This window comes from Streptomyces sp. NPDC005803 (genome assembly GCF_040630435.1).
In the GTDB taxonomy this organism is placed as follows: domain Bacteria; phylum Actinomycetota; class Actinomycetes; order Streptomycetales; family Streptomycetaceae; genus Streptomyces.
In genome coordinates this window covers 59,364-72,462 of sequence record NZ_JBEXXO010000015.1, presented here as the reverse complement: position 1 = coordinate 72,462, position 13,099 = coordinate 59,364, and the positions used below count along the sequence as shown (strand labels likewise).

The 13,099-nt window shown below is 73.1% G+C and carries 10 protein-coding genes; 6 read left to right on the top strand and 4 right to left on the bottom strand.

Translation table 11 applies throughout. From position 1 onward, the window contains the following. Positions 1-123: 123 nt before the first annotated feature. On the top strand, positions 124-786 hold the full coding sequence (locus tag ABZ454_RS21865; RefSeq protein ID WP_359540049.1) for a hypothetical protein: 663 nt from the start codon (positions 124-126) through the stop codon (positions 784-786). 76 nt (positions 787-862) lie between these two features. On the opposite strand, the gene ABZ454_RS21860 is transcribed toward ABZ454_RS21865, so the two are convergent. Continuing rightward, complete coding sequence (locus ABZ454_RS21860) at positions 863-1,198, bottom strand: DUF6281 family protein (protein ID WP_359540171.1); 336 nt, start codon at positions 1,196-1,198, stop codon at positions 863-865. A 350-nt stretch (positions 1,199-1,548) separates the two neighbouring features. On the opposite strand from ABZ454_RS21860, the gene ABZ454_RS21855 reads away from it, so the two are divergent. From ABZ454_RS21855 to ABZ454_RS21845, 3 genes are all read left to right on the top strand, one after another. Further along, positions 1,549-2,142 (top strand): NAD(P)H-dependent oxidoreductase, encoded by a 594-nt coding sequence (locus ABZ454_RS21855; protein WP_359540048.1) that lies wholly within the window; start codon positions 1,549-1,551, stop codon positions 2,140-2,142. Between the two features lie 427 nt (positions 2,143-2,569). Next, positions 2,570-2,749 (top strand): hypothetical protein, encoded by a 180-nt coding sequence (locus ABZ454_RS21850; RefSeq protein WP_356316663.1) that lies wholly within the window; start codon positions 2,570-2,572, stop codon positions 2,747-2,749. Between the two features lie 56 nt (positions 2,750-2,805). Then, entirely contained in the window at positions 2,806-5,949 is a 3,144-nt protein-coding gene (locus tag ABZ454_RS21845; RefSeq protein ID WP_359540168.1) for an AAA family ATPase, read from the top strand. A gap of 39 nt (positions 5,950-5,988) precedes the next feature. Here the strand turns inward: ABZ454_RS21845 and ABZ454_RS21840 are convergent, their stop codons facing one another. From ABZ454_RS21840 to ABZ454_RS21830, 3 genes are all read right to left on the bottom strand, one after another. Beyond that, positions 5,989-6,300 (bottom strand): DUF6191 domain-containing protein, encoded by a 312-nt coding sequence (locus ABZ454_RS21840; protein ID WP_359540046.1) that lies wholly within the window; start codon positions 6,298-6,300, stop codon positions 5,989-5,991. 59 nt (positions 6,301-6,359) lie between these two features. Next, positions 6,360-7,550, bottom strand: coding sequence for a PQQ-dependent sugar dehydrogenase (locus tag ABZ454_RS21835; protein ID WP_359540045.1), 1,191 nt, complete (start codon positions 7,548-7,550; stop codon positions 6,360-6,362). A 286-nt stretch (positions 7,551-7,836) separates the two neighbouring features. Continuing rightward, positions 7,837-8,793: an aldo/keto reductase gene (locus tag ABZ454_RS21830; RefSeq protein WP_356316745.1), complete on the bottom strand. Its 957-nt coding sequence runs from the start codon at positions 8,791-8,793 to the stop codon at positions 7,837-7,839. Positions 8,794-8,906: 113 nt separating this feature from the next. On the opposite strand from ABZ454_RS21830, the gene ABZ454_RS21825 reads away from it, so the two are divergent. Both ABZ454_RS21825 and ABZ454_RS21820 read left to right on the top strand, forming a co-directional pair. Further along, on the top strand, positions 8,907-9,869 hold the full coding sequence (locus ABZ454_RS21825) for a 2-hydroxyacid dehydrogenase (protein ID WP_359540044.1): 963 nt from the start codon (positions 8,907-8,909) through the stop codon (positions 9,867-9,869). Between the two features lie 183 nt (positions 9,870-10,052). Beyond that, entirely contained in the window at positions 10,053-12,989 is a 2,937-nt protein-coding gene (locus ABZ454_RS21820; RefSeq protein WP_359540043.1) for an EAL domain-containing protein, read from the top strand. Positions 12,990-13,099: the final 110 nt, after the last annotated feature.

Below are 13,099 nucleotides of genomic sequence, written 5' to 3'. Positions count from 1 at the left end.
ATCTCCTCGTACCCCCACCGCGTACCACGGCGTCATCCGGGGAGCCGACGACGGCCGGCTGCCTCGGAGCCGCCGGCCAGCGCGTTAAGAGGGTTCTCATCTGCCCCGCCTAGCGTGCGGCAGATGAACCCCACCACCCCCACTACTCCCACCGCTCCGGCCGCCGAGGGCGACGACGAGTCGAAGACCACCGCCGGCCAATCCGCCGAGAACACCACCGGGGAGGCCGGCACCGACAACGCTGTGACCGGCGGCACGGCGACGCGGCTCGACAAGACGGGCCCGGAGGCCCGCGACGACGCGGAGCAGGAATCCGGCCCGGAACAGGAACTCGCCCCCGACCCCGGCCTGGACGGCGACGAGGCGGACAAGGAGTCCTCCGGCCTCGCCACCGCGGCCGCGGCCGTCGTCTCCGCCGGACTCGGCGTCGTCTCCCTCACCGGGGCGTGGAGCGGCCGGGTCGCCGCCGAGCGAGAAACGCTGATCGGGCAGTTCAAGACCTCGTCCGGCGCCTCGGCCGCGCAGCAGATCTCCGAGATCTACGGCGACGCGTGGCACGCCACCGCGCTGGTCAACGGCCTCTTCGGCCTGCTCGCGCTGCTCGTCGGCGGCTACGTCCTGGTCCGGCCGGCGTTCGGTGCTCCGTCCGCGCACCCGCAGCCGGGCTGGATCCGCGCGGTCGCCAAGGGGGGAATCGCCCTCGGGACGCTGGGCGTACTGATCGCCGTGTGCATGTACTTCGACCTCATCGTCGCTCTGCCGACGGCGCCGGCGACGGCGGGCTAGTGCCGCGTATCCCGCCCTTCGCGCGGGGTTCGGTGTGGCGTCAGCTGTGGAAGCACACCGATCCCCGCGTTCCGGATCAGGAGCCGTCGATCAGCTTCCGCACCTCGCGCGGGAGCCCCGAGCCGGAGTCGAGGGCGAAGAGCGTGGCCGTCTCCGGCGTGTCCCCGTAAAGGGCGATGGCGACCCCGGGGGAGATGCCGTCCACTTCGTAGGCGGTCTCCGTCGTGAGCGGCTCCTCGCTCCCGTCCTGGGCGCCGGTGTCTTCGCAGGTCGGCGTGGTGGCGACACCGAGCTTCTTCCCGGGCGTGAATATCGCGTCCGGCACGCCCACATACGATCTGTCCTGATAGGTGAAGACAGAGGCGGCGCAGTCGACCGCACTGTCAGCGGCCGTGCACGCGACTACTGACATCACCATGGCCGCCGCCCCCAGCAAGCCGGCGGATCGCCTGGTCCAGCTCATGTGTGTTCCCCCTCGGTAGACGCCGCAAAGAAGAGGAGTGCCTCCTCTTCGCCGAGTGACCTCGCCCTTGCTCAGCACGGATACGACCGTGCCCGCGGCGAGGCTCTCGAGTTCCGCCCTTCGACGTCGGCACCTCGGATCAGGTTCCCCCGCCGCGCGCCGGCCGGACCGAGAGGTGAGCGTGCGGCCCCGTGCAGCGGGTAGATCGCACTCAGGCCGCTGAACACCCCCCGGTTCCCCGGCGATCCGGCCGTTCGGCATAGTCGGGGAGGACCGGCCAACGATCAGGGGAGGCAGTCATGCGCGTCGGGGTCTACCTTGCGCACCCGCGCCCGGGCAGCTTCAACCACGCGGTGTCCGACGCCGTCGTGGAGGAGCTGCGCGACCGGGGGTGTCATGTGCTCGCGCACGACCTCTGCGCCGAGGGATTCGCCCCCGTGCTGACCGCCGACGAGACGGAGACGGTCCGGTCGGCCGCCCCCACCCGTGACGCGCAGGTCGCAGCGCACCGGGCGGAGGTGGCCACCCTCGATGCCCTCGTGCTGGTCCACCCGAACTGGTGGGGCATGCCGCCCGCCGTCCTCACGGGCTGGGTGCAGCGCGTGCTCGCGCCCGGTGTCGCCTACAAGCTGGACACCGCGGACGGGGAGCCCGCCGGGCTGCTGAAGGCCCGCCGGGCGCTCGTCCTGAACACCTCCGACACCCCCGCCGACCGCGAGGAGAGCGAGTTCGGCGACCCGCTGCGGAAGATCTGGGCGGCATGCGTGCTGCCGTACGCAGGGATCGCCGACGTCCGCCGAGTCGTCTTCCGTACGGTCACCGACGCGTCGGACGAGAGGCGCGCTTCCTGGCTGCGTGAGGCACGGCAGCACGCCGCCGCGCTGATGGACTGAGACGGGCCGCCCGGTCCGGGCGGGCGTGCCGAAGTGCCGCTGTCGCCGGCACACAGCCACACCCACGGGGCCCGGCCCCCGCCCGGCACGCGGCGCGGGCGCGGCACCGGGACCCCGCCCACCGAGGAGGTCGCGGCACCAGGACCCCACCCCGCCCACCGAGGAGGCCGCAGCACCGGGACGCCACCCCCGCCCACCGAGGAGGCCGCGGCTCCCTCCGTACGTCGCCTCGCGGCGCCGGCTAAGGCAGGTACGGGGGCCATGCCCGGGCCCGTGCGGTGGCGTGAGCACCTCCCTAAGGCCTCCCGCCGCCACAGATGCGGAACTCGCCCGATGCGGCACCACCCCCTGGGGGACGACAGTGGTGGCACGGCAGAAGCACTGCCGCCACCGAGGCCCGAACGGGCCGGTCCCCAGGGGGAATCACATGTACGAGCTGGAGCTCCACAAGATCATGGCAGCCGAACTCATCCGTCGCGCCGCCGACGAGAGGCTCGTCCGGGAAGCCCGCCGTGCCCGCAAGGCGGCGCGCGTCTCCGCGCGCCAGGAGCACGAGAGGACGGTGAGTGCGGACAGGGAACGGGAGCGGTTCGCACACGCCGCGTAAGGCGCATGACCGTGACGGCCCGGCTTCCCGGCTCCGTGCTGTCGGACTCGTGTGCGATGCTCGGCGACGTGGAGACCAGGTCAGTCAGTCCCGTGTTCGTCGGTCGCGCAGCTGAACTCGCCGCGCTGACCGACGCACTCGCCCGCGCCACCGCCGCCGCCACCGCCCCGGACGGCGGTGGCGGCGAGCCCCAGGCACTGCTCATCGGCGGCGAGGCAGGCGTCGGCAAAACGCGTCTGGTCGAGGAGTTCCTCGCGGTGGCGGCCCGCCGCGAGGCCGTCGTCGCCGTCGGCGGCTGTGTGGAGATCGGAGCCGACGGCCTGCCGTACGCCCCCTTCTCCACCGCTCTGCGCGCCCTGCTCCGCACCCTGCCCGACGAGATGGCCGCGGCCTGCGCCGGCCAGGAGGGCGAGCTGGCCCGGCTCCTTCCGGAACTCGGCGAGGCCGGCCGGGACGCAGCCGACGAACACGGCACCGCCCGCCTCTTCGAACTCACCGCCAGGCTGCTGGAGCGCATCTCCGCGGAGCGCACCGTCGTGCTCGTCCTGGAGGACCTGCACTGGGCCGACTCCTCCACCCGGCACCTGCTCGCCTACCTCTTCCGTACGCTGCGCAGCGGCCGCCTCGTCGTGATCGGCACCTACCGCGCCGACGACATCCACCGCCGCCACCCGCTGCGCCCGCTGCTGGCCGAAATGGACCGGCTGCGTACCGTGCGCCGCCTCGGGCTGGCCCGGTTCAACCGCGCCGAGGTCCGCCGCCAGCTCACCGGCATCCTCGCCGGCGCACCCGAACCCGCCCTGGTGGACGAGATATTCGAGCGCTCCGACGGAAACGCCTTCTTCGTCGAGGAGCTCGCCTGCAGCCTGGAGTGCGGCGACGGCGCCGGGCTGCCGGGCTCCCTGCGCGATCTCCTCCTCGTCCGCGTCGAGGCCCTCACCGACGCCGCCCAGAAAGTCGCGCGCATCATCGCCGAAGGCGGCTCCGCCGTCGAGTACGAACTGCTGGCCGCCGTCGCAGGCCTCCCCGAGGACGAGCTCATCGAGGCGCTGCGGGGAGCCGTCGGCGCCAATCTGCTGCTCACCACCCCGGAGGGCAACGGCTACCGGTTCCGTCACTCCCTGGTCCGCGAAGCCGTCAGCGACGACCTGCTCCCCGGCGAACGCTCCCGGCTCAACCGCCGTTACGCCCAGGCCCTGGAGGCCGACCCCACCCTCGTCCGCGACGGGGAACGCGCCACACGCCTGGCCAGCTACTGGTACGGGGCGCACGACCCGGCCAAGGCCCTGCCCGCCGTGCTGAAAGCCTCGGTGGAGGCTCGCCACCGCAACGCCTACGCCGAGCAACTGCGGTTGCTGGAACGGGCGATGGAACTGTGGGACGACGCCCCCGACGCGATACGCGGCACGCTGCGCCCGATCGACTACGCCGAGGCCTATCCGGCCGGCGGGTGCGACGGATCCGCGCCCCTGAGCTATCTCGACCTGATGGCCGAAGCCACCGTCGCCGCCCGCTTCGGCGGTGAGCGCGAACGTGCCTACGCGATCTGCAAGAAGGCCCTGCGCGTCCTGGAGGACGAGGACGACGCCCTGCGCGCCGCCTGGTTCTGGGTCCAGCGCTCCCGCCTGGTCCAAGACCTCACCCGGGGCGACGGCTGGGAGGAACTGGCCACCGCCGAGGAGCTGGTCCGCGGCCTGCCCCCGTCGGCCGTGCACGCGGACGTGCTGACGAGCGTGGCCGGCTGGGGCGCCCTGCACCGGCCCGGAGCCGAGACGCTCGCCGCCACCGACCGGGCCGTGGAGTACGCCCGGCTGGTGGGCGACGAGGACACCGAGCTGCACGCACGGCTCACCCGCGGCTGGCTGAACGCCGACGCCGGAGCCGTCGACGAGGGCATCGCCGAGATCTACGCCGTCCGGGAGCGTGCCGAGGAGCTGGGTCTCGTCGGCGTCATGGGCCGTGCGGGCATCAACCTCCCCTCCACCCTCGAAGCGATGGGCAGGTCGCTGGAGGCGGTGGCCGCCGCCGACCACGGCATCGAGATCTGCCACAGCCACGGCGTCGCGGACATGGAGTCCTGGACCCGCACCAATCAGGCGATGTCGCTGTTCTCCCTCGGCCGCTGGGACGAGGCCCTGGCCACCACCGAGGCCGCCTCCCGCAAGGCACTGTCCCGGAAATCGCAGGGGCTGGTCGCCGCCCGCCGCACCGAGGTGGCCCTGGCGCGCGGGGACCTCGCCGAGGCGGAGCGCCAACTCGCACTGACCAGAAGGAGCTTCGGCTCCAACGATCCGCAGCCGCAGCACTTCATCAACATCGTCCGCCACACCATCACCATCGCGGTGCAGCAGGGGAGCCTGCCCGAGGCGCGGGCGGCCTTCGAGGCCCAGGCCGAGCTGGGCTTCCCGACCGGTACCCAGCGTTACGCCTTCCCGCTGCTGCACGTCGTCGCGGCGGCCGAGGCCGACGCCCGGGGACTGCCCGCCACCGAACCGGGCCGGCCGGGCATCCTCGGGCTCGTACGCAGCCACCTCAAGCGGCTGCCGACCCTCGTCCCCGTCTGGGCCGCCTACGGTGTGCTCATCGACGCCGAACTGGCCCGGGCGGAAGGGACCGACACCCCGGAGCACTGGTCCCGGGCCGCCCAGGCCTTCGCCCCGCTGCACCGTCCGTACGAACTGGCCCAGGTCCACCACCGCTGGGCCGAGGCCCTGCTCGTCGCCTCCGGTGACCGTGCCGCGGCCGCCACCCTGCTGCGCGACGCCCACGGCACGGCCCGGCGCCTGGGGGCGCGCCCGCTGACCGAGACCATCGAGCTGCTGGCGGGCCGCGCCCGCATCACGCTCACCGGAGCCGGCGCCGACGCGACCGCCGGCTCCCGCGACGTGATCCCGGTGGCCGTGACCGTCCCGGACCACGGCGACGGGGAGGGGAGCCCGGACCACGCGGAGGAACAGCTCCGGGCCGCGGCGGCAGCCGCCGTGGAGTCCTTCGGGCTGACCCCGCGCGAACAGGACGTCCACCGGCTCGTGGCCGCCGGCCACACCAACCGCAAGATCGCCGAGGAACTCTACATCTCGCCCAAGACCGCGAGCGTGCACGTGTCCAACATCCTGGCCAAGCTGGGCGTCACGGGCCGGGGCGAGGCGGCCGCACTCGCTCACCGGCTGAGGCTGTACCGGACGCCGAAGGACGCGTAGAGCCGCCGTCCGGGCACCGCCCGGCCTGACCTTGCGCGGTCAGGCCCCGTCGCCCCCGTCGGCGTCACTGCCCGCACCGGCCCCGTCGGCCCCGTCGCCCCCGGAACCGCCGCCCTCGTCCGTGCCACCGTCGTCCGTGCCACCGGCTCCGGCACCGCGGCCCCCGTCCGCCTCGCCGGGGTCCCCGTCCTCGTCACGGCGGCGGACCACGACCTTGCCCGAGGTCAGGTCGATGGGGCCGCGCGCGGGGTCGCCGACTCCGAGATCCACCCGGGTCAGCTCCAGCCGCTTCCGCTCCTCGGCGGCGTGCCGGCGACCGGGGGCGAAGAGTTCCTCGAAGAAGTTGAACACGAATCTCGCACCCTTCCGCCTGCTGTGGTCCCAGGCCTCGTCGTGCGGACGAAAGACCCCTAACGCACCTCGACCACCAGGATCTTGTCGTCTCCCGGCTTCGGGGTGCCCCGCGTGTCCGTCTCGCTCGTCACGAGCCAGAGCCTGTTGCCGCCCGCCGCGAGCACGGTGCGCAGCCGGCCGTACTTCCCTTCCAGGAACGACTGGGGCGCCGCCAGCGGTTCCTTGTCCGCCGTACCGGACAGCGGAATCCGCCAGAGCCGCTCACCCCGCAGACCGGCCATCCAGATCGAACCCTTGACGAAGGCGATGCCGCTCGGGGACGCCTCGGACGTCTTCCACTGTGCCACGGGATCACGGAAACCGGCCTTGCCCGCCTTGCCCTCGGCCTCCGGCCAGCCGTAGTTGCCGCCCGGCACGATCCGGTTCAGCTCGTCCCAGGTGTCCTGGCCGAACTCGTCCGCCCACAGCTGCTTGTGCGCGTCCCAGGCCAGGCCCTGCACATTGCGGTGACCGTACGAATACACCACGGAGTCGGCCTGCGGGTTGCCGTGCAACGGCTCACCGTCCGGGGTCATCCGAAGGATCTTGCCGGCCAGCGACTCCTTGTCCTGCGCGAGACCGTCGTCCCCCGTCTCGCCCGTGCCGGCGTACAGCATGCGGTCCGGGCCGAAGGCGATCCGGCCGCCGTTGTGGACGGAGCCCTTCGGGATGCCCCGCAGGATCGTGTCCGGGGCCCCCAGCAGCTGACCGGGGGTCGTCCCGTTCTCGTCGTAGAGCATGCGGGCGATGCGGTTGTCCGAAGCGGTGGTGAAATACGCGTACACCTGGTGGTCCGTGGCGAAGTCGGGGGAGACCGCGAGGCCCAGCAGGCCGCCCTCGCCCGCCGCCGCCACCCCGGGGACGGTGCCCAGCAGCGTCTTCTTCCCGCTCTTCGCGTCGACCCGGGTGATCGTCCCCTTGTCGCGCGAGGACACCAGCAGATCGCCGTCCGGCAGCTCGGCGAGACCCCACGGCGAGTCCAGGCCCTCCGTGAGCGTGGACACCACCTTCACCGAGCCCTTGGCGGGCGGCAGACCGGCCGGGGGGCGCGAGGCGGACGGCGACGCGGACGGGGAGGCCGCCCGGCTGGACGGGGCGGCGGGTGAGCCGGCCGGTGAACTCGCCCCCTGGCCCGCGGTGCTCTCGGCCCCCTCCTGCGAGGAGCACCCCGCGCCGAACATCAGGGCGCCGGCCGCCAGCACGGCCACCGCGCCCCGTCGCGCACCCCGAGCACCCCCGCGGGGCGTCTCGCGACGCCCCACCGGTTCCCGTACAGATCCGACCCTCGCACCGCGCACAGCACCGACCCCTTCGACGACCGCGTGTCCCCCTGTTCTTACACCGCGGCCGCGCCCAGGGTTCCCGAAGCCCGCGCACTTTCTCGCTCGGCGATCAAACTTCACCGCCGGCGCGGGTGCGCCCACAACGCACCTGCCCCGGCGACGCCGGTGCGCCGGGAGACCCGCTTCCTCCGCCGACGCCGGTACGCCGCGCTCAGTCCCACGACTCCCGGGCGGCCGGGAGCCGGTCGATCTCGGCGAGGTCCCCGGCCGTCAGGGTGAGCCCGGCCGCCCCCGCGTTCTCGACGGCCCACCGCTCCTGCTTGGTCCCCGGCACCGGCACGACATGGGGCCCCTGCCGCAGGACCCAGGCCAGCGCCACTTGCGCCGGCGTCGCCCCGTACCGCTCCGCGATCCGCCGCAGCCCCACCACCACCGGCTGGTTCGCGGCCATGATCTCGGCCGTGAACCGCGGATGCCTGGCCCGCAGGTCCTCCGGCTCGAAGCCCTGCCCCGGAGTGAGCGTCCCCGTCAGATAACCGCTGCCCAGCGGCATCGCGGCCAGCACCCCGACCCCGCGCGCCGCACACCACGGCACCAGCGCCTCCAGCGCCTGCGGGGACCACACGGACAGTTCCGCCTGCACCGCGCTCACCGGGAAGACCTGCTGGACCCGCTCCAGCTGCCGAATCGTTTCGTCGTGCGTCCGCGCTCCGGGCCTGCGGGCGGCCCTGGCGCCGACCGCGCACAGCCCGAGCGCCCGTACCTTGCCCGCGGTCACCAGCTCCGCCATGGCGCCCCAGGTCTCCTCGACCGGCACCTCGGGGTCGGCCCGGTGGAGCTGGTAGAGATCGATCACATCCGTCTGCAGCCGCCGCAGCGAGGCGTCACAGGCCCGCCGCACATAACCAGGGCGGCCGTTGGCCACGATGTGCTGATCGCCCACCAGCAGCCCGCACTTGGTGGAGACGAAGGCCTGCTCACGGCGGCCCTTCAACGCCCGCCCCACCAGCAGCTCGTTGGTGAACGGCCCGTACATGTCGGCGGTGTCGAGCAGGTCGACGCCGGCGTCGAGCGCCGCGTGCACCGCGCGCAACGCCTCGTCACCACGCTGCCGGGAGGCGCTGTACGCCCAGCTCATCGGCATGCAGCCGAGGCCGACCGCACCCACGGCGAGCGCCGCCGCACCGAGACTTCTGCGCTCCAACTCCCCGAACCCTCCCTCGCACCGCACCCCCAAAACTAACCTCTGCGCACCGCCGCGCTTCGCATAGCCTCCTGACCATGACTTCCACCAGGCGTTCCACCGATCTCCCCGACGTGTGGATGCCCTTCGAGGCCGACGGCATCGAAGGGCTCCCCGAGGGCCTCCGCTACCGTTTCTGGGACGGCGGGCAGGACTACCCGGCCGACCCCGCGCACTGCGCCTTCTACGTGGTCCCCTACATGAAGGGACCGGAGGTCGCGGTCCGCCCGCTCGGCGCCATGAGCGGGGTCCAGGTCGTGCAGACGCTCTCCGCGGGCATCGACCACGTGGAGCCGGGCCTCGGGCTGCTGCCCGCGGGCGTTCGCCTGTGCAACGCCAAGGGGGTGCACGAGGCGTCCACCGCGGAGCTCACCCTCGCGCTGATCCTCGCCTCGCTGCGCGGGTTCCCCGGATTCGTGCACGGCCAGGACAGCGAGGAGTGGCGGTCCGGCTTCTACCCGGCCCTCGCCGACAAGTCCGTGCTGATCGTCGGGTACGGATCGATCGGATCCGCCATCGAGGACCGGCTCGCGCCCTTCGAGTGCGCGCGGGTGGCGCGCGTCGCGCGCTCCGCGCGGACAACCGCACGCGGACCCGTACACACGCTCGACGACCTGCCCGCACTGTTGCCCGAGGCCGACATCGTCATTCTGTCCACCCCGCTGAACCCGTCCACACAAGGGCTGGTCGGGGCGGACTTCCTGGCGGCGATGCCGGACGGGGCGCTGCTGGTGAACGTGGCCCGCGGCGGTGTCGTCGAGACGAAGGCCCTGTTGTCCGAACTCGAGTCCGGCCGGCTGCGCGCCGCCCTCGACGTCACCGACCCGGAACCGCTCCCGTCCGGCCATCCCCTCTGGCATGCTCCGAACGTCCTCATCACTCCGCATGTCGGCGGCAGCACCTCGGCGTTCCTGCCGCGCGCCAGGCGTCTGCTCGCCGGACAGCTCAGCCGTTTCGCCGCGGGGGAACCGCTGCACAACGTCGTGCGCACCCTCGACTGAACACGCTACGGGCACGTTTCGTACCTCTGCGTGCCGACAACACCGCAGGTCGTCACGGAGAGTAGAGGAACTATGTCCCTGTGTGACGACTCTGGTGTATCGTCCCGAAAGGGGGCAGCCGTGAAAGTGACGGTGCCGGGGGAGGAAGCCACACGCGAGGGGGCGAGGGGCGATGTACGGCCGATGGGCGAACGATCCGACACGGCAGGGCGGCCGACGGCTGCCGACGGCGCGTCCGGTGCGCCGGCGACGCAGCCGTCCGGCGACGTCGGGGGCACCCCGGTGAGCGCGCAGGCGAGCGCGCGCGGGGCGTTCGCGGCCCGTCGGCCGGCCGTGGGCCGGGCGCCCGCGGTGGTCCCGAGACTCCTCCTGGCCCTCGTCTGCGCGGGATACGCCGTGGGGGCGGCCGTGGGCTGGGGCGCGGAGCGACTCGCCGTGTTCATGGGGGACTTCGGCCTGAGCGCGGCCGCCCTGGTCGCCGCCGTCTCCTGCTTCCTGTTCGCGCGCTCCGCGGACAACAGGGCCCGGCCGGCCTGGCTGCTGTTCTCGCTCTCCTCCCTGATGGCCGCGGCGGGCAACGGGGTGTGGGGCTGGTACGAGTTCGTGCGCGGGGTCCCCGTGCCCAGCCCCTCCCCGGCCGACCTCTTCTTCCTCTGCTTCGCGCCGCCCGCCATCGTCGGACTGCTCGTCCTCGCCAAGCGCCCCGTCACCCGGGCCGGCTGGGTCTGTCTGGTCCTCGACTCCTGGCTGATCGGCGGATCGCTCCTCACGCTCTCCTGGAGCCTCGCCCTCGCCCACACCGCGCACGAGGCCGACGTCGAGGGCGCCAGCGTGGCCCGCGCGGCTCTCTCGCTGGCCTATCCGCTGCTCGACATCGTCCTGGTGTCCATGGTGCTGGCCCTGCACTTCCGGCGCTCCAGCGTCAACCGCGCCGCGGTGAACACCGCCATCGCCGCGCTGGCCCTCACCGTCCTGTGCGACGCCCTGTTCACCTCACCGCTGCTGCGCCAGACCTACCGGTCAGGCCAGTTGCTCGACGCCGGCTGGTTCGCCGGGTCGCTGCTCCTCGCGTACGCCCCGTGGGGCGTCGCCCGGGACGAGGACGGCCCCGACCGGCAGCGGCCCGTGCCGCCCACCGTCAGCCGCCCCATCTCGGGTTCGCTGGCCGCGCTGACGCCGTACCTCGCCGCGGCCGTCTGCACCCTGGGCATCCTCTACAACGTCATCGAGGGCCGCCGGGTGGACCGCGTCGTGGTCTTCACCGGGTGCACGGTGGTGCTCGCGCTGGTCGTGCGGCAGGGCATCATGCTCGTCGACAACATCGCCCTCACCCAGGAACTGGCCCAGAAGGAGAACCACTTCCGCTCCCTGGTGCAGGGTTCCAGCGACGTCATCATGATCGCCGCCCCGACCGGAATACTCCGCTACGTCAGCCCCGCCGCCGCCGGTGTCTACGGGCGCGAGGCGGACGACCTCGTCGGCGCCGAGCTCGCCTCGATCATCCACCCCGAGGACCTGGGCCAGGTGGTCCACGAAGTGCGGCGGTTCCTCGCGGCCCCGCCCGCCGAGGAGCCCACCACCCGCATCGAATGCCGCTTCCGCTCCGGCACCGGCGAATGGCTGAACGTCGAGTCCACCGTCAACCGCCACCAGGGCGGCCTGATCCTCAACAGCCGCGACGTGACCGAACGGGTACGCCTGCAGGCCCAGTTGCAGCACAACGCCGAGCACGACCCGCTCACCGACCTGCCCAACCGGGCGCTCTTCACCGACCGGGTCCGCCGGGTCCTCGGCGGCCGCCGTACGGGCGACGCGGGTACCGCCGTCCTCTTCATCGACCTGGACGGTTTCAAGGCGGCCAACGACCGGCTCGGCCACCAGGCCGGCGACGAGCTCCTGATCCAGGCCGCCCGCCGCCTCCAGGAATCCGTCCGCGCGGGGGACACCGCGGCCCGCCTCGGCGGGGACGAGTTCGCCGCGCTCATCGTCGGCGACGGCGGACGCGACCAGGCGGCCCGCGAGTACCAGGTCCACGAGATCGCCGACCGGCTGCGCCTCACGCTCTCCCAGCCGTACCGCATCGGCGCCGGTGAGGTCCGGGTCACCGCCTCCATCGGCGTCGCCTTCGCCGAGCCCGGCATCACCCCCAACGACCTCATGCGCAACGCCGACCTGGCCATGTACCGCGCCAAGGCGGGCGGCAAGGACCGCGTCGAGCTGTACGCCCCGCAGATGCAGGCCGAGGTGGTGCGCCGCTCCGAGCTGGCCTCCCGGCTGCGCACCGCCCTGCGGGACGGCGAGTTCGCGCTGCTGCACCAGCCCGTGGTCCACCTGGCCAGCGGTACCGTCGCCGCCGTCGCCGCGCAGGCCCGCTGGCGCTCCACCCAGGGCCTCCTGTTCACGCCCGCCGAGTTCCTCCGCGTCGCCGAGGACGGCGACCGCACCGCGGAGTTGGGCCGCTGGCTCCTCGAAGAGGCCGTGGAGCAGGCCGCCGACCGGGCCAGGGCCGGCCACCAGGTCTCCGTGGCCGTACGGCTCTCCGCCCGCCGGCTGCTCGACAAGGGGATGCCGTTCGGCTCCGTCGAGGCGCTGCTGACGCGGCACGGGCTGCCGTCCGGGGCCCTGATGATCGAGGTCGCCGACAGCGACCCCCGGGTCTCCTTCGACGAACTCGAACAGCGCCTGGTCGCCCTGCGGCGCCTCGGCGTACGGATCGCTCTGGACGGCTTCGGCAGCGGCTACGCCGCGATCAACGCCCTGCGCCGGCTCCCCATCGACGTACTGAAGCTGGACCGGGGCCTGGTGGAGGGTGTCGTCGAGTCCGCCCGGCTGCACAAGATCACCAGCGGGCTGCTGCGGATCGCCTGCGACCTCGGCATGCAGTCCGTCGCCGACGGCGTCGACGTACCGGAACAGGTCCTGGCCCTGCGCGCCATGGGCTGTACGCACGGCCAGGGCATGGCCTTCTCCGGGCCGCTGGACGAGTACCGGCTGCGCCGCGCGCTGGTGCGCGGCGAGTTCCCGGTGCCCGGCAGTCCGGCCGCCCAGCCCGTCCTGGCGGGCGGCTCGGTCCCCCTCCTCACCGGCTCACATGGTGAGACGCCCGTCCCACCCACTTGACACGCCGAGTGCGTCGGAGAGAGGGTCAATGCCATGCGCACCCGAATTCTCGTACTTGAAAAGCGCGTCGGCTGAAGCAGAGTCCCTCGATGACACTCTGCAGACCGCAC

Coding starts and splice junctions, on each gene's coding strand:
- ABZ454_RS21865 (WP_359540049.1), top strand. CDS start 124: ATGAACCCCACCACCCCCACTACTCCCACCGCTCCGGCCGCCGAGGGC.
- ABZ454_RS21820 (WP_359540043.1), top strand. CDS start 10,053: ATGGGCGAACGATCCGACACGGCAGGGCGGCCGACGGCTGCCGACGGC.
- ABZ454_RS21860 (WP_359540171.1), bottom strand. CDS start 1,198: ATGTCAGTAGTCGCGTGCACGGCCGCTGACAGTGCGGTCGACTGCGCC.
- ABZ454_RS21850 (WP_356316663.1), top strand. CDS start 2,570: ATGTACGAGCTGGAGCTCCACAAGATCATGGCAGCCGAACTCATCCGT.
- ABZ454_RS21845 (WP_359540168.1), top strand. CDS start 2,806: ATGCTCGGCGACGTGGAGACCAGGTCAGTCAGTCCCGTGTTCGTCGGT.
- ABZ454_RS21825 (WP_359540044.1), top strand. CDS start 8,907: ATGACTTCCACCAGGCGTTCCACCGATCTCCCCGACGTGTGGATGCCC.
- ABZ454_RS21855 (WP_359540048.1), top strand. CDS start 1,549: ATGCGCGTCGGGGTCTACCTTGCGCACCCGCGCCCGGGCAGCTTCAAC.